Annotated in this window: 16 protein-coding genes; 15 read left to right on the top strand and 1 reads right to left on the bottom strand. The window is 68.7% G+C overall.

Annotated elements, in window-relative coordinates; all coding sequences use genetic code 11:
* Positions 1–123 precede the first annotated feature (123 nt).
* From typA to AB0D99_RS20780, 12 genes are all read left to right on the top strand, one after another.
* The gene (gene typA, locus AB0D99_RS20835; protein ID WP_362363925.1) at positions 124–2,025 is read left to right on the top strand and encodes a translational GTPase TypA; all 1,902 of its coding nucleotides are present in this window, start codon (positions 124–126) and stop codon (positions 2,023–2,025) included.
* A 439-nt stretch (positions 2,026–2,464) separates the two neighbouring features.
* Positions 2,465–4,108 carry an ABC transporter substrate-binding protein gene (locus AB0D99_RS20830; protein ID WP_362363922.1) on the top strand — a complete coding sequence of 548 codons (1,644 nt, stop codon included), beginning with the start codon at positions 2,465–2,467 and terminating at the stop codon, positions 4,106–4,108.
* A 185-nt stretch (positions 4,109–4,293) separates the two neighbouring features.
* Positions 4,294–5,226, top strand: a complete 933-nt coding sequence (locus tag AB0D99_RS20825; protein WP_362364066.1) for an ABC transporter permease — start codon at positions 4,294–4,296, stop codon at positions 5,224–5,226.
* Positions 5,219–6,175: an ABC transporter permease gene (locus AB0D99_RS20820; RefSeq protein WP_362363919.1), complete on the top strand. Its 957-nt coding sequence runs from the start codon at positions 5,219–5,221 to the stop codon at positions 6,173–6,175. The genes AB0D99_RS20825 and AB0D99_RS20820 overlap by 8 nt, the downstream gene beginning before the upstream one ends.
* 14 nt (positions 6,176–6,189) lie before the next feature.
* Positions 6,190–7,248 (top strand): ABC transporter ATP-binding protein, encoded by a 1,059-nt coding sequence (locus AB0D99_RS20815; protein ID WP_362363916.1) that lies wholly within the window; start codon positions 6,190–6,192, stop codon positions 7,246–7,248.
* A complete protein-coding gene (locus tag AB0D99_RS20810; RefSeq protein ID WP_362363913.1) occupies positions 7,241–8,389 on the top strand; it encodes a dipeptide ABC transporter ATP-binding protein in 1,149 nt (382 codons plus the stop codon). The genes AB0D99_RS20815 and AB0D99_RS20810 overlap by 8 nt, the downstream gene beginning before the upstream one ends.
* Before the next feature lie 151 nt (positions 8,390–8,540).
* On the top strand, positions 8,541–10,169 hold the full coding sequence (locus AB0D99_RS20805) for an ABC transporter substrate-binding protein (protein WP_362363910.1): 1,629 nt from the start codon (positions 8,541–8,543) through the stop codon (positions 10,167–10,169).
* 84 nt (positions 10,170–10,253) lie between these two features.
* Positions 10,254–11,177 (top strand): ABC transporter permease, encoded by a 924-nt coding sequence (locus AB0D99_RS20800; RefSeq protein ID WP_362363907.1) that lies wholly within the window; start codon positions 10,254–10,256, stop codon positions 11,175–11,177.
* Entirely contained in the window at positions 11,170–12,165 is a 996-nt protein-coding gene (locus AB0D99_RS20795; RefSeq protein ID WP_362363904.1) for an ABC transporter permease, read from the top strand. The genes AB0D99_RS20800 and AB0D99_RS20795 overlap by 8 nt, the downstream gene beginning before the upstream one ends.
* Before the next feature lie 6 nt (positions 12,166–12,171).
* A complete protein-coding gene (locus tag AB0D99_RS20790; RefSeq protein ID WP_362363901.1) occupies positions 12,172–13,146 on the top strand; it encodes an ABC transporter ATP-binding protein in 975 nt (324 codons plus the stop codon).
* A complete protein-coding gene (locus AB0D99_RS20785; RefSeq protein WP_362363898.1) occupies positions 13,139–14,179 on the top strand; it encodes a dipeptide ABC transporter ATP-binding protein in 1,041 nt (346 codons plus the stop codon). The genes AB0D99_RS20790 and AB0D99_RS20785 overlap by 8 nt, the downstream gene beginning before the upstream one ends.
* 185 nt (positions 14,180–14,364) lie before the next feature.
* Positions 14,365–15,297, top strand: coding sequence for a hypothetical protein (locus AB0D99_RS20780; RefSeq protein WP_362363895.1), 933 nt, complete (start codon positions 14,365–14,367; stop codon positions 15,295–15,297).
* Here AB0D99_RS20780 and AB0D99_RS20775 read toward each other — a convergent pair whose 3' ends face one another.
* Complete coding sequence (locus AB0D99_RS20775; protein ID WP_362363892.1) at positions 15,298–17,442, bottom strand: prolyl oligopeptidase family serine peptidase; 2,145 nt, start codon at positions 17,440–17,442, stop codon at positions 15,298–15,300.
* A gap of 166 nt (positions 17,443–17,608) precedes the next feature.
* On the opposite strand from AB0D99_RS20775, the gene AB0D99_RS20770 reads away from it, so the two are divergent.
* From AB0D99_RS20770 to AB0D99_RS20760, 3 genes are all read left to right on the top strand, one after another.
* Entirely contained in the window at positions 17,609–17,803 is a 195-nt protein-coding gene (locus AB0D99_RS20770; protein WP_137993529.1) for a hypothetical protein, read from the top strand.
* A 70-nt stretch (positions 17,804–17,873) separates the two neighbouring features.
* Positions 17,874–18,767 carry an N-acetyl-1-D-myo-inositol-2-amino-2-deoxy-alpha-D-glucopyranoside deacetylase gene (gene mshB / locus AB0D99_RS20765; protein WP_362363889.1) on the top strand — a complete coding sequence of 298 codons (894 nt, stop codon included), beginning with the start codon at positions 17,874–17,876 and terminating at the stop codon, positions 18,765–18,767.
* Positions 18,764–19,108 carry a DUF6113 family protein gene (locus AB0D99_RS20760; RefSeq protein WP_362363886.1) on the top strand — a complete coding sequence of 115 codons (345 nt, stop codon included), beginning with the start codon at positions 18,764–18,766 and terminating at the stop codon, positions 19,106–19,108. Before mshB ends, AB0D99_RS20760 begins: the two co-directional genes overlap by 4 nt.
* Positions 19,109–19,140 lie beyond the last annotated feature (32 nt).

Here is a 19,140-nt window from a genome sequence, read left to right as displayed (position 1 = left end):
CCGGGCGGGGAAGCCCCTTGCGCGGCGGCCCCGTACCATAGGACATAGCCGTGGCGCGTCCGCCCGGCGGGCGTAAGAGGAACTGACGCCGCATCCCACGATCCGAGAGAAGCGCAAGCACCCATGCCCACGCGCCACGACATCCGTAACGTCGCCATCGTCGCCCACGTCGACCATGGCAAGACGACCATCGTCGACGCCATGCTCAAGCAGGCCGGTGCCTTCGCCGCCCACCAGCAGCTCGACGACCGCATGATGGACTCGAACGACCTGGAGCGTGAGAAGGGCATCACGATCCTCGCCAAGAACACGGCGGTGAAGTATCACCCCAAGGACGGCGGGGCCCCGATCACGATCAACATCATCGACACCCCCGGTCACGCCGACTTCGGTGGCGAGGTCGAGCGTGGTCTGTCGATGGTCGACGCGGTCGTCCTCCTCGTCGACGCCTCCGAGGGCCCGCTGCCGCAGACGCGCTTCGTGCTCCGCAAGGCCCTCCAGGCCCGGATGCCCGTCATCCTCTGCATCAACAAGACCGACCGTCCGGACTCCCGGATCGACGAGGTCGTCAACGAGACCTACGACCTGTTCCTCGACCTGGACGCCGACGAGGACCAGATCGAGTTCCCGATCGTCTACGCCTGCGGCCGTGACGGCATCGCCTCGCTGACCAAGCCGGAGGACGGCACCGTCCCCGCCGACAGCGAGAACCTGGAGCCGTTCTTCTCCACCATCCTGGAGCACGTCCCCGCCCCGTCCTACGACGAGGACGCGCCGCTCCAGGCCCACGTCACCAACCTCGACGCCGACAACTTCCTCGGCCGTATCGCGCTGCTCCGTGTCGAGCAGGGCGAGCTGCGCAAGGGCCAGACGGTCGCGTGGATCAAGCGTGACGGCTCGATCTCCAACGTCCGCATCACCGAGCTGATGATGACCGAGGCGCTCACCCGCAAGCCGGCCGAGGTCGCCGGTCCCGGTGACATCTGCGCCGTCGCCGGTATCCCCGACATCATGATCGGCGAGACCCTCGCCGACCCGGAGAACCCGATCGCGCTGCCGCTCATCACGGTGGACGAGCCGGCCATCTCCATGGTCATCGGCACCAACACCTCCCCGCTGGTCGGCCGTGGCGGCACGGGCAAGGGCGCGGACGCCAAGGCCGCGGTCAAGGACCGCAAGGTCACCGCCCGCCAGGTCAAGGACCGTCTGGACCGCGAGCTGATCGGTAACGTCTCGCTCCGCGTCCTGGACACCGAGCGCCCCGACGCCTGGGAGGTCCAGGGCCGTGGTGAGCTCGCGCTCGCCATCCTGGTCGAGCAGATGCGCCGTGAGGGCTTCGAGCTGACCATCGGCAAGCCGCAGGTCGTCACCAAGGACGTCGACGGCAAGGTCCACGAGCCCGTCGAGCGCATGACGATCGACGTGCCCGAGGAGCACATGGGCGCCGTCACCCAGCTCATGGGTGTCCGCAAGGGCCGGATGGACAACATGTCCAACCACGGCTCCGGCTGGGTCCGCATGGAGTTCGTCGTCCCGTCCCGCGGCCTCATCGGCTTCCGTACGGAGTTCCTGACCCAGACCCGCGGCACGGGCATCGGCCACTCGATCCACGAGGGCCACGAGCCGTGGTTCGGCCAGCTCACGACCCGCAACAACGGCTCCCTGGTCGCCGACCGCGCGGGCGCGGTCACCGCCTTCGCGATGACCAACCTCCAGGAGCGCGGTGTCCTGTTCACCGACCCCGGCACCGAGGTGTACGAGGGCATGATCGTCGGCGAGAACTCGCGCTCCGACGACATGGACGTGAACATCACCAAGGAGAAGAAGCTCACCAACATGCGCTCCTCCTCGGCCGACTCCTTCGAGGCGATCGTGCCGCCGCGCAAGCTCTCCCTGGAGCAGTCCCTGGAGTTCTGCCGCGACGACGAGTGCGTCGAGGTGACCCCGGAGGCCGTCCGCATCCGCAAGGTCGTCCTGGACCAGAAGGAGCGCAGCCGCTCCGCCTCGCGCGCCAAGAACGCCTGACCTGTGATCTCGGCCGCGTCCGGCTGACGCCGGCAGGCTGACACGACCTCAGACAGAAGGCTCGGGCCCCCGCAGTGACTGCGGGGGCCCGAGCCTTTCGTCAAATCCATTTCAGAGGCACCGTGTCCGGATATCGGCCGTCGCTCTCCGGAACGTGTGTTAACGGTCCGTTTCGCGGGTGTCTGTCTGTGATCGCTTTGTCCGGATTTCGGTCTCAGGGCCCCTGCTGATGTTGTCAAACCGAGACCACTTAAGTGTGGTTTACAGCCCTGACGTACTTAATAGTTGGCTCCATTGAGCTCGGGTCAATGGGTCACGCACTGTGGGGAGTGCCGACTCACGAGCACACTCGGGGCACATGAGTGCATCGCCGTCAGGGGTGTCGGCGGACTCGAAGTGCCCCTCTTGTAGTGACAAGTGGACTCATGAGGAGGAACCCATGCGCGGTGCCAAGAGCGCCAAGTGGGTAGTGGGCGCGATTGTCGTCGCCCTGGCAGCGACCGCCTGTGGCGGAGGTAAGGGCGACGGCGGCAGCGACGCCAAGGGCCAGGTTGACCCGAACGGGATCTTCTCGATCGAGGTGGGCGAGCCGGAGAAGCTGCTGCACCCGGCCGACACGATGGAGTCCAACGGCTCGATCGTTCTGTCCGGTCTGTTCTCGCAGCTCGTGGACTACACCGCCGACGGCAAGCTCACCATGGTGAACGCCGAGTCGGTCGAGACCACGGACAGCAAGCTGTGGACGGTCAAGCTCAAGAAGGGCTGGACCTTCCACGACGGCACCCCGGTGACCGCCAAGTCCTACGTGGACGCGTGGAACTGGGCCGCCAACGTCGACAACCAGCAGGGCAACGCCTCCTGGTTCTCCGACATCAAGGGCTCCGAGGCCCTGCTGCCGGAGAAGGAGGGCGCCAAGCCCACCGCCGACAAGCTCACCGGCCTGAAGATCGTCGACGACTCGACCTTCACCATCGAGCTCAAGAGCGCGGTTCCGTACTTCGCGTACAAGCTCGGCTACGAGGTCTTCTCGCCGCTGCCGGAGTCCTTCTACAAGGACCCGAAGGGCGCGGGCCTGAAGCCGGTCGGCAACGGTCCCTACAAGTTCGAGTCGTGGGACCGCAAGAAGCAGATCAAGATCGTCCGCTACGACGCGTACAAGGGCGAGAACAAGGCGAAGAACGGCGGTGTGATCTTCAAGAACTACACCGGCCTCGAGCCCGCCTACGAGGACCTGAAGTCCGGCAACCTCGACGTCATCCGTCAGGTCGGCCCGAAGGACCTCCCGGTCTACCACCAGGACCTCGGTGACCGCGCCGTGGACGCCGACCAGTCGGCGATCCAGTCCATCGCGGTCGCGTTCTACGCGGACCAGTGGAAGAAGCCCAAGAAGGTCGACCCGAAGGTCATCCAGGGCATCTCGATGGCGATCGACCGCGCCACCATCACCAAGACGGTGCTGCAGGGTACGCGTGAGCCGGCGACCGGCTGGGTCGCCAAGGGCGTCCTCGGCTTCCAGCCGAACGCCGCGGGCGACGTCACCAAGTTCGACCCGGCCAAGGCCAAGCAGCTGATCGCGGAGGGTGGCGGCGTTCCCGGCAACGCCATCACCATCCAGTTCAACGCGGACGGCGGCCACAAGGAGTGGGTCGACGCGGTCTGCAACAGCATCACCCAGGCCACCAGCGTGAAGTGCGTCGGTGACAGCAAGGCGGACTTCCAGGCGGACCTCGCGGCCCGCAAGGCGAAGCAGGTCAAGTCCCTGTACCGCTCGGCCTGGACGCTCGACTACCCGGTGAACTCCAACTTCCTCCGTGACCTGTTCCAGACGGGTGCGTCCGGCAACCAGGGTGACTTCTCCAACCCTGCGCTCGACGCGAAGATCAAGGCGGCCGACTCCGCGGCCACCCTTGAGGAGTCGGTGAAGGCCTACCAGGAGGTGGAGAAGGAGCTCGTCAACCTGATGCCCTCCATCCCGCTCTGGTACTACAAGGTCAACGCCGGCTACTCCGAGAACGTCGAGGGCGTCCGCTACGCGCAGGACGGCGACCCGGTTCTCGAAGAGATCACCGTCAAGAAGAAGTAATCACCCAAGCGTAGTCCGCTAGCCGCAAGGCGAGGGGCCGTCGGTCGCACACCGCCCGCCGGCCCCTCGCACCGGCGATACGCAGTGGCTGGGGGGCCCTTCCACGACATCCGCGTACCCACAGGGGCGCGGTTGCCGGGGGAGGGCTCGTAGCGCTGCGGCTGTCACATCTCAACGGAGGCATGATGGGGCGCTATGTCGTACGACGACTGCTCCAGATGATCCCGGTCTTCATCGGGACAACCCTGCTGATCTTCCTCATGGTCTACAGCCTGCCCGGCGACCCCGTGGCGGGTCTGTTCGGCGACAAGGCCGCCAACCCGGCGACCGTGGCCAAGATCAGACACGAACTGGGGCTGGATCAGCCGATCCTGCAGCAGTACGCCAACTACATGTGGAACATCATTGCCCACTTCGACTTCGGCACCCAGATCCGTAACGGGCGTCCGGTCACCGAGGTTCTGGGCGACGCGTTCCCTGTCACGCTCCAACTCGCCGCGATGGCCTTCGCGTTCGAGCTGGTCTTCGGCATCGCGCTCGGCGTCATCGCCGGTATGCGCGCCGGCCGTCTCGCCGACAACGCGATCCTGATCTTCACCCTGCTGATCATCTCGGTGCCGGTCTTCGTTCTCGCCTTCATCATCAAGATGGTCTTCGCCTTCGAGCTGGAGTGGATCGCTCCGAACGTCAGCAACGACCAGCTGCTGTCGGAGATGATCGCGCCCGCCATCGTGCTCGGTGGTCTCTCGCTGGCCTACGTGGCCCGACTGACCCGTACGTCCATGGCGGAGAACCTGCGCGCCGACTACATGCGTACGGCCGTCGCCAAGGGCCTGCCGAAGCGCCGGGTCATCGGCGTCCACCTGATGCGCAACTCGATGATCCCCGTCGTCACCTTCCTCGGCACCGACATCGGCGCCCTCATGGGCGGCGCGGTCGTCACCGAAGGCATCTTCAACGTCAAGGGCGTCGGCGGCCTGATCTACGAGTCGATCATCCGCCGCGAGGGCACCACCCTGGTCGGTCTCGTGACCATCCTGGTGCTCGTCTACCTCGTCACCAGCCTGCTCATCGACCTGCTGTACGCGGTCCTGGACCCGAGGATCCGTTATGCCTGACGTGACCAAGACCGCCGTCACCGCCGTCGAGGACGCCGTCGCGCCCCCCTCCGTGACGGAGCCCGCGCCGAAGGCGAAGTCGGAGAAGGCCCGCAGCCTCTGGGGCGACGCCTGGGTGGACCTGCGTCGCAACCCGTACTTCGTCGTCTCGTCGGTGCTGATCCTCATCCTGCTGGTGATCACCGCGTTCCCGGGCTGGTTCACGAGCGCGTCGCCCACCAGGGGCGACCTGGTGAACCACTACCTCGGTCAGCCCGAGCTCGGCAAGATCGGCTCCGAGGGCTGGCTCGGCTGGGACGGCCAGGGCCGCTCCGTGTACGCCCGACTGATCTACGGCACCCGTGCCTCGATCATCGTCGGTGTCTGTGTCACCGCGATCGTCACCGTCATCGGTGGCATCACGGGCATGATCGCCGGTTACTTCGGCGGCATCACGGACGCGATCCTCTCGCGCCTCACCGACGTCTTCTTCGGCATCCCGTTCCTGCTCGGCGCCATGGTCGTCCTGCAGTCCTTCACCGAGCGCACCGTCTGGGTGGTCGTCTTCGCCCTCGCGTTCCTCGGCTGGACCCAGATCGCCCGCGTCATGCGTGGTGCGGTGATCACCGTCAAGCAGGCGGACTACGTCCACGCGGCCACGGCGCTCGGCGCCGGCACGACCCGGATCCTGTTCCGGCACATCCTGCCGAACGCCATGGCTCCGGTGATCGTCGTCGCGACCATCGCGCTCGGTGGCTACATCTCGGCCGAGGCGACCCTGTCCTACCTGGGTCTGGGCCTGTCCGCACCGACCATCTCGTGGGGTGTCGACATCTCCGCCGGTGTCCAGCAGATCCGTACGGCGCAGCACATCCTGCTGTACCCGTCGATCATGCTGAGCCTCACCGTCCTGGCGTTCATCATGCTCGGCGAAGCCGTACGCAACGCCCTCGACCCCAAGCTGCGCTGAGGAGGGCGTACGACGTGAGCATCATCGACAAGACCGCGACCGTTCCCGCGCCGCGCGACGGCGACGACTACAACGGTCCCCTGCTCGAAGTCCGTGACCTGCACGTGGAGTTCCACACCCGTGACGGTGTGGCCAAGGCGGTCAACGGAGTCAACTACAGCGTGAACGCCGGCGAGACGCTCGCCGTGCTCGGCGAGTCCGGGTCCGGCAAGTCCGTCACCGCGCAGGCCATCATGGGCATCCTCGACATGCCGCCCGGCAAGATCCCGCAGGGCGAGATCTTCTACCGCGGCCAGGACATGCTCAAGATGTCCTACGAGGAGCGCCGGAAGATCCGCGGTCGCAGGATCGCCATGATCTTCCAGGACGCGCTGTCGTCCCTCAACCCGGTCCTCACCGTCGGCTACCAGCTCGGCGAGATGTTCCGGGTGCACCACGGCCTCTCCAAGAAGGAGGCCAAGGCCAAGGCCATCGAGCTGATGGACAAGGTCAAGATCCCCGCCGCCGCGGCGCGGGTCAACGACTACCCCCACCAGTTCTCCGGCGGTATGCGCCAGCGCATCATGATCGCCATGGCGCTCGCCCTGGAGCCGGACCTGATCATCGCGGACGAGCCCACCACGGCGCTCGACGTGACGGTCCAGGCCCAGGTCATGGACCTCCTCGCGGAGCTCCAGCAGGAATACAACATGGGCCTGATCCTGATCACCCACGACCTCGGCGTCGTCGCCGACGTCGCGGACAAGATCGCGGTCATGTACGCGGGCCGGATCGTCGAGTGCGCGCCCGTGCACGAGCTCTACAAGCGCCCGGCCCACCCGTACACCCGGGGTCTGCTCGACTCGATCCCGCGCCTGGACCAGAAGGGCCAGGAGCTGTACGCGATCAAGGGTCTGCCGCCCAACCTGCTCCGCGTGCCCTCCGGCTGCGCCTTCAACCCGCGCTGCCCGAAGGCCGACGACATCTGCCGCACGGAGATCCCGGCCCTCGCACCGGTCACCGAGCAGGACGGCACGGAGCTGCCGGGCCGCGGCAGCGCCTGCCACTTCTGGAAGGAGACGATCCATGGCTGAGCTCAGCAAGAACGACGAGGCCGCGGACGTGACTCCGAACGTCACCGAGGTGCACACCGTCGACGCCGCGAGCGAGGCGGAGGCCGTAGCCGCCATCGAGGCGCCGGTCGAGCGCGGTGAGCCGATCCTGCAGGTGCGCAACCTGGTCAAGCACTTCCCGCTGACCCAGGGCATCCTGTTCAAGAAGCAGGTCGGCGCGGTCAAGGCCGTGGACGGGGTCTCCTTCGACCTCTACCAGGGCGAGACCCTCGGCATCGTCGGCGAGTCCGGCTGTGGCAAGTCCACGGTCGCCAAGCTGCTGATGAACCTGGAGCGGGCGACCGCGGGCGAGGTCTTCTACAAGGGCCAGGACATCACCCGGCTGTCCGGCCGCGCGCTGAAGGCCGTCCGCCGGAACATCCAGATGGTGTTCCAGGACCCGTACACCTCGCTGAACCCGCGCATGACGGTCGGCGACATCATCGGCGAGCCCTTCGACATCCACCCCGAGGTGGCCCCGAAGGGCGACCGGCGCCGCAAGGTGCAGGAGCTGCTCGATGTGGTCGGTCTGAACCCCGAGTACATCAACCGCTACCCGCACCAGTTCTCCGGCGGTCAGCGCCAGCGCATCGGCATCGCCCGCGGCCTCGCGCTCAACCCGGAGATCATCATCTGCGACGAGCCGGTCTCGGCGCTGGACGTCTCCGTCCAGGCGCAGGTCATCAACCTGATGGAGAAGCTGCAGGACGAGTTCAACCTCTCCTACGTCTTCATCGCGCACGACCTGTCGATCGTCCGGCACATCTCCGACCGGGTCGGCGTGATGTACCTCGGCAAGATGGCCGAGATCGGTACGGACACGCAGATCTACGACCACCCGACGCACCCCTACACCCAGGCGCTGCTGTCGGCGGTCCCGGTCCCGGACCCGGAGGCCCGCGAGGGTCGCGAGCGGATCATCCTCACCGGTGACGTCCCCTCGCCGGCCAACCCGCCGTCGGGCTGCCGCTTCCGCACCCGGTGCTGGAAGGCCGAGGAGAAGTGCGCCACGGAGATCCCGCTGCTGGCGATCCCCGAGCGCTTCCAGGGGCAGGACTCCCCGGCCGCGCACGAGTCGGCGTGCCACTTCGCCGAGGAGAAGGACGTCATCCACGCGGCGTAGCCTCCCGAGCGGTCCACCGAGGGCGCTCCGGCCATCACGGCCGGGGCGCCCTCGGCGTGTTTCTCCCAACGGGTGTCGTAAAGGTGCATAGCGGTATTTCTAGGGTGATATTGGGGCCTATCTGATACTCGGGACTCTCGGGAGGCACCTGATGCGCGGAGCCACGCACGCCAAGTGGACCGCTCTGGCCGCCGCCGTCGCCCTCATGGCGACCGCCTGCGGCGGCGGCGACGACAGCGGCGGTGGAAGTGGCGCCGACGGGATCGTCAGCTCCTCGTGGGGCGATCCGCAGAACCCGCTGGAGCCCGGGAACACCAACGAGGTGCAGGGCGGCAAGGTCCTCTCCATGATCTTCCGGGGTCTCAAGCAGTACGACCCGAAGACCGGCGAGGCCAAGAACATGCTCGCCGAGAACATCGAGACGACGGACTCGACCAACTTCACCATCACCCTCAAGGACGGCTGGACCTTCTCCAACGGCCAGGCGGTCACCGCGAACTCCTTCGTGGACGCCTGGAACTACGGCGCCTCCCTGAAGAACAACCAGAAGAACGCCTTCTTCTTCGGCCAGATCGAGGGCTACGACCAGGTCCACCCCGAGTCCGGCGAGCCGACCGCCGAGACCATGTCCGGCCTCAAGGTCGTCGACGACAAGACCTTCACCGTCAAGCTCACCCAGAAGTTCTCCACCTGGCCGGACACCCTCGGCTACGCGGCCTTCGCCCCCCTGCCCCAGGTGTTCTTCGACGACCACGCGTCCTGGCTGAACAAGCCCATCGGCAACGGCCCGTACACCGTCGACTCGTACGCCAAGGGCTCGCAGATGGAGCTGAGGCGCTGGGACGCCTACCCCGGCGAGGACAAGGCACAGAACGGCGGCGTCACCCTCAAGGTCTACACCGACAACAACACCGCCTACACCGACCTGACCGCCGGCAACCTCGACCTGGTCGACGACGTGCCCGCCTCGCAGCTCAAGAACGTCCAGGCGGACCTCGGCGACCGGTACATCAACGTCCCGGCCGGCATCATCCAGACCCTCGGCTTCCCGTTCTACGACCCGGCGTGGAACAAGCCCGGCCAGGAGAAGCTCCGCCAGGGCCTCTCCATGGCGATCAACCGCGAGCAGATCACCGACACGATCTTCCAGAAGACCCGCACCCCCGCCGTCGACTGGACCTCCCCGGTCCTCGGTGAGGACGGCGGCTTCAAGGACATCTGCGGCGACTTCTGCAAGTACAACGCGGAGGAGGCGAAGAAGCTGGTCGCCGAGGGCGGCGGCATCCCCGGCGGCACCATGACGATCACGTACAACGCCGACACCGGCTCCCACAAGGAGTGGGTGGACGCCGTCTGCAACTCCATCAACAACGCCCTCGGCAACAACCGGGCCTGCGTCGGCAACCCCATCGGCACCTTCGCCGACTTCCGCAGCCAGGTCAGCACACAGAAGATGAAGGGCCCGTTCCGGGCCGGCTGGCAGATGGACTACCCCCTCATCCAGAACTTCCTGCAGCCGCTCTACTACACCAACGCCTCCTCGAACGACGGAAAGTACACCGACCCGGAGTTCGACAAGCTCGTCGACCAGGCCAACGCCGAGTCCGACATCGCCAAGGCCGTCGAGACCTTCCAGAGCGCCGAGGAAGTCCTCCGCGACGACATGGGAGCGATCCCGCTCTGGTACCAGAACGGCAGCGCCGGCTACTCCGAGCGCGTCTCCAACGTGGTCCTGAACCCCTTCAGCGTGCCCGTCTACGACCAGATCAAGGTCAGTTGACGCAGAGCTCGTCGGCGTACGGCCCGGCCCCGCGTTCCCCCGCGTGCCGGGCCGTACGACTTCCCCACACCCCCGGAGCCCCTCATGGGACGTTATGTGATCCGGCGTCTGCTGCAGATGATCCCGGTCTTCATCGGCGCCACCCTGCTGATCTTCCTCATGGTCAACGTGATGGGCGACCCCATCGCCGGCCTCTGCGGCGACCGCGCCTGTGACCCGGCGACCGCCGCCCAGCTGGAGAAGGAGTTCGGCCTCGACAAGCCGGTCTGGCAGCAATACCTGATCTACATGGGCAACCTCTTCACCGGCGACTTCGGCACGGCCTTCAACGGCCAGCCGGTGACCGAGCTGATGGCGAGCGCCTTCCCCGTGACCATCAGGCTCACGATCGTCGCGATCCTCTTCGAGATCGTCATCGGCATCAGCCTCGGCGTGCTGACCGGTCTGCGCCGCGGCCGCCCGATCGACACGACCGTGCTCCTGCTCACTCTCGTCGTGATCTCGATCCCGACCTTCGTCACCGGTCTGCTGCTCCAGCTGCTGCTCGGCGTGGAGTGGGGCTGGATCAAGCCCGCCGTCTCGCCCGAGGCCCCCTTCAACGAACTGATCGTCCCCGGCCTCGTCCTCGCCTCCGTCTCCCTCGCCTACGTCACCCGGCTCACCCGGACCTCGATCGCCGAGAACAAGCGCGCCGACTACGTCCGCACCGCCGTCGCCAAGGGACTCCCGCGCCGCCGGGTCATCACCCGCCACCTGCTGCGCAACTCGCTCATCCCCGTGGTCACCTTCATCGGCGCCGACATCGGCGCGCTGATGGGAGGCGCCATCGTCACCGAGCGGATCTTCAACATCCACGGCGTCGGCTACCAGCTCTACCAGGGCATCGTGCGCCAGAGCACCCAGACCGTCGTCGGCTTCGTGACCGTCCTCGTCCTCGTCTTCCTGGTGGCCAACCTGCTCGTCGACCTCTTGTACGCCGTCCTTGACCCGAGGATCCGCTATGCCTGAGCCTCTTACGCCGCATGAGCCGTTCGACGACGGGCGCGCCATCGACCACACGGGGGCGGGTGGCGCCACGGACCTCGCCATGGAAGAGGGCGAGTCGCTGGAGAAGACCCCCGGCGGGCCCCTCGGTACCGGCCCCGCGGGCAAACCCCGCTCCCTGTGGTCCGACGCCTGGCACGACCTGCGCCGCAACCCGGTCTTCATCATCTCGGGCCTGGTCATCGTCTTCCTGGTGATCATCTCCATCTGGCCCTCCCTGATCGCCAGCGGAGACCCCCTCCAGTGCGACCTCTCCAAGGCGCAGGAGGGCTCACAGCCCGGCCACCCCTTCGGCTTCAACGGCCAGGGCTGCGACGTCTACACCCGTACCGTCTACGGCGCCCGGACCTCCGTGAGCGTCGGCGTCCTCGCCACCCTCGGAGTCGCGCTCCTCGGCTCCGCGCTCGGTGGCATCGCCGGCTTCTTCGGCGGCGCGTCGGACGCCGTCCTCTCCCGGATCACCGACGTCTTCTTCGCCATCCCCGTCGTCCTCGGCGGCCTCGTCCTGCTGTCGGTCGTCACCAGCAGCACGATCTGGCCCGTCATCGGCTTCATGGTGCTCCTCGGCTGGCCGCAGATCTCCCGGATCGCCCGCGGCTCCGTCATCACCGCCAAACAGAACGACTACGTCCAGGCCGCCCGCGCGCTCGGCGCCTCCAACTCCCGGATGCTGCTGCGCCACATCACGCCCAACGCCATCGCCCCGGTCATCGTCGTGGCGACCATCGCCCTCGGCACGTACATCTCGCTCGAAGCGACCCTGTCCTACCTGGGCGTCGGGCTGAAGCCGCCGACCGTCTCCTGGGGCATCGACATCTCCTCGGCCTCGCCGTACATCCGCAACGCCCCGCACATGCTGCTCTGGCCCGCGGGCGCGCTCGCCATCACCGTGCTCGCGTTCATCATGCTCGGCGACGCGGTGCGCGACGCCCTCGACCCGAAGCTGAGGTAGCCGCCCATGCTGCTCGAAGTCCGCGATCTGCACGTGGAGTTCCACACCAGGGACGGTGTGGCCAAGGCCGTCAACGGCGTCAGCTACTCCGTCGACGCCGGCGAGACACTGGCGGTGCTCGGCGAGTCCGGCTCCGGCAAGTCCGTGACCGCGCAGGCCGTCATGGGCATCCTCGACATCCCGCCCGGAAAGATCACCGATGGCGAGATCCTCTTCCAGGGGCAGGACCTGCTGAAGCTCAAGGAGGAGGAGCGGCGCAAGGTCCGGGGAGCCAAGATGGCGATGATCTTCCAGGACGCGCTGTCCTCCCTCAACCCCGTCATCAGCGTCGGCGACCAGCTCGGCGAGATGTTCCAGGTCCACCGGGGCATGTCCCGCAAGGACGCCCGGGCCAAGGCGATCGAGCTCATGGACCGGGTCCGCATCCCGGCGGCCAAGGAACGCGTGGGGCAGTACCCGCACCAGTTCTCCGGCGGCATGCGCCAGCGCATCATGATCGCGATGGCGCTCTCCCTCGAACCGGAACTGATCATCGCGGACGAGCCGACGACCGCCCTCGACGTCACCGTCCAGGCCCAGGTCATGGACCTCCTGGCCGAGCTCCAGAGCGAGCTCAACATGGGCCTCATCCTCATCACCCACGACCTCGGCGTCGTCGCCGACGTCGCCGACAAGATCGCCGTCATGTACGCGGGCAGGATCGTCGAGACCGCCCCCGTCCACGAGATCTACAAGGCGCCCGCCCACCCCTACACCCGCGGACTCCTCGACTCGATCCCGCGCCTGGACCAGAAGGGCCAGGAGCTGTACGCGATCAAGGGGCTGCCCCCGAACCTGCTGGCCATCCCGTCCGGATGCGCCTTCAACCCGCGCTGCCCGCTCGCCCGGGACATGTGCCGGACCGACGAGCCGCCGTTGTACGAGGTGTCGGAGGAACGCCGCAGCGCGTGCCACTTCTGGCAGGAGGCCCTCCGTGGCTGAGCCGATTCTCGAGGTCAGGGACCTGTACAAGCACTACCCGCTGACCCAGGGCGTCCTCTTCAAGAAGCAGGTCGGCGCGGTCAAGGCCGTCGACGGCGTCGACTTCGACCTGACGGCGGGGGAGACCCTCGGCATCGTCGGGGAGTCCGGCTGCGGCAAGTCGACCGTCGCCAAGATGCTGGTCAACCTGGAGCGCCCCACGTCGGGCTCGATCCGCTACAAGGGCGACGACATCACCACGCTCTCCCCGAAGGCCCTGCGCGCCGTCCGCCGCAACATCCAGATGGTCTTCCAGGACCCGTACACCTCGCTCAACCCGCGGATGACCGTGGGCGACATCATCGGCGAGCCGTACGAGATCCATCCCGAGGTCGCCCCGAAGGGGGACCGGCGGCGCAAGGTCCAGGACCTGCTGGACGTCGTCGGGCTCAACCCGGAGTACATCAACCGCTACCCGCACCAGTTCTCCGGCGGTCAGCGCCAGCGCATCGGCATCGCCCGCGGCCTCGCGCTCCAGCCGGAGATCATCGTGGCGGACGAACCGGTCTCGGCGCTCGACGTCTCCGTGCAGGCGCAGGTGGTGAACCTCCTGGAGAAGCTCCAGGACGAGTTCTCGCTGAGCTACGTCTTCATCGCCCACGACCTGTCGATCGTCCGGCACATCTCCGACCGGGTGGGCGTCATGTACCTCGGCCGGATCGTGGAGATCGGCACGGACGCGCAGATCTACGACCACCCCACCCACCCGTACACCCAGGCGCTGCTGTCGGCCGTCCCGGTCCCCGACCCGGACGCGCGGGAGCACCGCGAGCGCATCATCCTGGCCGGGGACGTGCCCTCCCCGGCCAACATCCCCTCCGGCTGCCGCTTCCGCACCCGCTGCTGGAAGGCCCAGCAGCGGTGCGAGCTGGAGGTACCGGAGCTGGCGGTCCCGGCGGTCTTCCGGCTGGCGGACACCCCGGCGAAGCACGACTCGGCGTGTCACTTCGCGGAGGAGAAGCACGTGGTGCCGACGGAGGACGAGTCGCAGTAGACCGTCACACGCGTTTACGGCCAGGCAACTTGCCCGACCCGGCTCCGATATACGAACGCGGCAGACTCGACAGCGTACGGCCGTGCGGGTGCCGTAGGCCGGCCGGGACGCGCCATGTCGCCCCGGCCGGCCGTGGCAAGCGGAACCGCTTGTTTCGGTGCGTGGTTGCGGTGAGTATCGGCTCCGTGACAGTGACTCGACCGGCACGCATCACCGGCGCCGCGCTCTGTGGCGCACTCGCACTCGTCATCGCCGTCTGGCTCCTCCGCGACCTCGCGGCCTTCGGCTCACCCGCCGAACTCGCCTGGTACTGGGCGGGGGAGAGCGCCTTCCTGCCGCGGCGGCGGGCCGCCACCTCGCTGGTCGACCCGCTCCTCCTCATCGCCTGCGTCGCCACCGCCGTCACCGCGCTGCGCTCCCCCTCCGCGGCGTCCGCGCTCGCCGCCACCGGGGCCGTCACCCTGGCGTTACGGCTCCCCGGCCTGTGGGCCACCGGGGTGGACGCCCTCGTCACCACCCTGATCACGCTCGCCCTCGCCACCGGTCTCGTCGTCACCTCGGCGGCCGGCCGTCGCCCCGCCGAGTCCCGCGACGAGCTGCCCGGCCGCCTCGGGACCGGCGCGGCCGTGGCGGCGGGGATCCTGTTCGCGGGCGCCGGCGTCGCCTGGGCGGCGTGGGAGGTGCACGGGGCACGGGCGCTGCCCGTCGAGTTCACGGTCGACCGCTTCACCGGCGGCCGCTCGCTCCTGCTGCCGGCGCTCGCCGTGCCACCGGGCTGGCTGAACGTGATGCTCGCCGTGCTGTTCCTGCTCGCCGCCGCGAGTGCCTTCGCCCGCGTCCCGTTCGCGCGGCCCCTCGGGCTGCTCGCGGGATTCCTCCTGGCCGGCTGGGGCGGTGCCGGAGTGGCGATCGCCTTCCGGCTCGGCCGGGTCGAGCACCTCGGCGCGCTGGACGACGACGGCCGGCTCACCCTCGCCACCTCCGCCTACGGGCTGCTCGCCGGGATCGCCGTACTGATCCTGCTCGCCGGCCGCGGCGCCGCCGCCGGGACCGCCCGCCACCGGCCGGTGGCCGCGCTGCCCCCGTCCCCGCCGTCCCCGCCGCCACCCGGCTGGTGACTACGGCTCGACGAGCCCCAGCGACCGCTTCAGGAAGTCCACCTGAAGCAGCAGCAGATTCTCCGCCACCTGCTCCTGCGGCGTCATATGGGTCACGCCCGTCAGCGGCAGGACCTCATGGGGGCGCCCCGCCGCGAGCAGCGCCGAGGACAGACGCAAGGTATGGGCCATCACCACATTGTCGTCGGCGAGACCATGGATGATCATCATCGGCCGCGCGGGGTTCTCCGGTGCCGACAGACCGTCGTCCGTCACCAGCGAGTTCGCCGCGTACACCTCCGGACGGTCCTGCGGCGTCCCCAGATACCGCTCCGTGTAGTGGGTGTCGTACAGCCGCAGGTCCGACAGCGGCGCCCCCGCGATGGCCGCGTGGAAGACGTCCGGTCGCCGCAGCACCCCGAGGGCGGCGAGATAGCCGCCGTACGACCAGCCCCGGATCGCGACCCGCCCCAGGTCCAGCGGGAAGTCCTCCGCCAGCGCGTGCAGCGCCTCGACCTGGTCGTCGAGGGTGGGTGTCAGATCGTTCGCGATCGCCTTCTCCCAGGCGGGAGACCGGCCCGGAGCGCCCCGGCCGTCCGCCACGATCACGGCGAAGCCCTGGTCGGCGAACCACTGGGACGTCAGATGCGGGTTGTGCGCCGCGACCACCCGCTGGCCGTGCGGCCCGCCGTACGGATCCATGAGCACGGGGAGTAGTCCGTCACCTTCCCGGTACCCCGAGGGGAGCAGGACGGCGCACGGAATCCGCCGTGCGCCCCCCGCCACCAGTCGCACCCGCGCCGACAGCACCGGCGTCTCCGCGTGCGCGCCGACGACCGCCACCTGCTCGCCGTCCCGCAGCACCCGCACCACGCTCCCCGCCGCGTCGGGCCGGGCCGAGGACAGCACCGTCACCGCTCCGCCGCGCACCGCCGAGTGAATTCCGGTCCCCTCCGAGACCCGCTCCACACCCCGCTCGCCGACCCGGTAGACATGGATCTCGCCGATCTCCGGCTCCGCCGCCTCCTCGCCCGCCGACGCCGACACCAGGACGTCGTCCTCCCCGACGTCCAGGACGGCCCGCAGGTGGAGCTGCGCGTTCGTCAACGCCCGGTCCCCGACCGCCAGGACGCGCGCCCCGGCCTCGTCGGCGATCCGCACGAGCCGCCCTCCCGGCCCCCAGGCCGGCGCCCCCGGCAGCAGCTCCAGCCACACCGGGTCCTCGTCCGCGTGCACCGTCCGCGTCGCCCCGGTCTCCGCGTCCACCGCCAGATACAGCTGGGTGCGCTGGTCACGCGCCTGTACGAGGATCAGCGGAGGGCCGTCGGAGGACCAGTGCACCCGGGCCAGATACGGATACCGCTCCCGGTCCCAGTCGACCTCCGTACGCTCCCCGGCCAGATCCACCAGGTACAGCCGCACCTCCGCGTTCGGCGTGCCCGCCGCCGGGTACGGCACCACCCGCGGCTCCCGGTCCGGGTGCGCCGGATCCGCGATCCACCACCGCCGCACGGGCCGGTCGTCCGCCCGCGCCACCAGCAGGCGGTCCGAGTCGGGCGACCACCAGAAGCCCCGCGAGCGCCCCATCTCCTCGGCCGCCACGAACTCCGCCAGCCCGTAGGTCGTGTGCGAGTCCTCCGGCTCCGCCAGCGCCCGGTCGCCCTGCCCGTCCGCACCCACCGACCGCAGAGCGCCCGCCGTCACATAGGCGATGCGCCGCCCGTCCGGTGACGGCCGCGGATCGATCACCGGCCCCGGCACCCTCAGCTCCCGTGCCGTCCCCGCCCTCAGCTCCGCCGCGAACAGCCGCCCCGACAGTGCGAACGCCGCCAACTCCACCGCCCCGTCCACCGCGTAGGACACGATCCCGGCCGAACCCTCACGGCTCCGCTCCCGCCGGTCGCGCTCCTCCGCCGACAACTCCTCGGCCGCGCCCTCCAACAGCGCCTCCGGGTCCGCCGCGAGCCGCTCCCGCACCTCCCCGGCCAGGTCCAGAACCCACAGCGCGTGCGAGCGGTCCGTACCCGACGACGAGCGCACGAACACCACCCGCTCACCGTCCGGGGAGACCGAGAACGCCCGCGGAAGGCCCAGGGTGAAGCGCTGCGTCCGGGCGTACTGACGGGGGAACGAGAGCGGGAACGACCGCTGTTGCCTGGAGGTCATGCGATCGAACCTAGCGCTGTGCGCCCCCCTGTGCCCCCGTACACCATCAATGCGGTGCCACACATAGTTATGATCCGTAGCGCTGGGTGGGTAGGGGACAGCTGGCACATGCTCGCCGACCTGACCGTCCGAATATCCGACCGAAGAAGTGTGGAGGTGAACCGCCGTGGCACTCTCGATTTCGGCGGTGGTGCTGCTGGCGATCGTCGTCTTCCTGCTGATCCGGAAATCCGGGCTGAAGGCTGGACATGCGGCGGTCTGCGCGCTCCTGGGGTTCTACCTGGCGAGCTCGTCCATCGCCCCGTCCATCAGCACGCTCACCACGAACGTGGCGGGCATGATCGGCGGCCTCAAGTTCTGAGCCGGGCTCTCGCGGCCGCCGTCGCGCGGCCCGCCGTCCCGATCCGGGCCCTGCCTCGTAGGGTGGGGCCATGACGGTTCTCCCAGCCCGTCGTCTGCTCCTGGTGCACGCGCACCCCGACGACGAGTCGATCAACAACGGCGCCACCATGGCCAAGTACGCGGCCGAGGGCGCGCTGGTCACGCTCGTGACCTGCACGCTCGGCGAGGAGGGCGAGGTCATTCCGCCCGAACTCGCCCATCTGGCACCCGACCGGGAGGACCGGCTCGGGGCCCACCGCGTCGGCGAACTCGCCGCCGCGATGAAGGAGCTGGGCGTCACCGACCACCGCTTCCTCGGCGGCCCCGGACGCTTCCGTGACTCCGGAATGATGGGAGTCGAGCAGAACCGGCGCGAGAACGCCTTCTGGAACACGGACGTCGACACCGCCGCCCCGTACCTCGTCGAGATCATCCGGGAGACCCGCCCCCAGGTCCTGGTCACCTACGACCCCGACGGCGGTTACGGCCACCCCGACCACATCCAGGCCCACCGGGTCGCCATGCGCGCCGCCGAGCTGGCCGCGGACGCCTCGTACCGCCCCGACCTCGGCCCGGCGCACACGATCGTGAAGATCTACTGGAACCGGGTCCCGCGCCCGGTCGCCGAGTCCGGCTTCGCCCGGCTGCGCGCCGAGGGCGCCGACTTCCCCGGCATCGCCGAGATCGACGACGTCCCCGGAGTCGTGGACGAGTTCCTGATCACCGCCGAGATCGACGGAGAAGCGGGCCATACGGACCGCAAGACCGCCGCGATGCGGGCACATGCCACCCAAATCGCCGTCGATGGGCCGTTCTTCGCGCTGTCGAACGAACTGGGACAGCCGATCTTCACCACGGAGTACTACCAGTTGGTCAGCGGCACGCCGGGCACACCGGCGGGGGTGCGGGAGACCGACCTCTTCGCGGGAGTGGAGGGATCGTGAACGTCCGGGTCGTCTGGTACGTATTCCTCCTCGTCCTCGGCTCAGCGGTCGGCGCCGCCGGCTCGCTGGCCCAAACCGCATGGTTCCCGGGAGGATTGGTTCTCTCGCTGCTCGCCACCGCCGGCGTCTTCTACGGCGGGCTGCGCGCCACCGAGACCCAGCTCGGCATCGTCGCGCCGGGCGTGGGCTGGCTGGTGACGATCGTGCTGCTCAGCCTCGGACGCCCGGAAGGCGACGGGGTCTTCGCGGGCGGGGCGGCCGAGATGATCTACCTTCTTGGAGGCATGGCCGTCGCTGTGATGTGTGCCACCATGGCGCGGCTGCCGCGACCGGCCCCGTGAACAGGCCGACTTGAGCGAGGGGCGTCCGGACT

Origin of the sequence: Streptomyces sp. NPDC047971, assembly GCF_040653355.1 — a bacterium.
Taxonomy (GTDB): Bacteria; Actinomycetota; Actinomycetes; order Streptomycetales; family Streptomycetaceae; genus Streptomyces.
The sequence above is the reverse complement of the archived record's forward strand: the minus strand, read 5'-3'. Positions and strand labels throughout refer to the sequence as shown.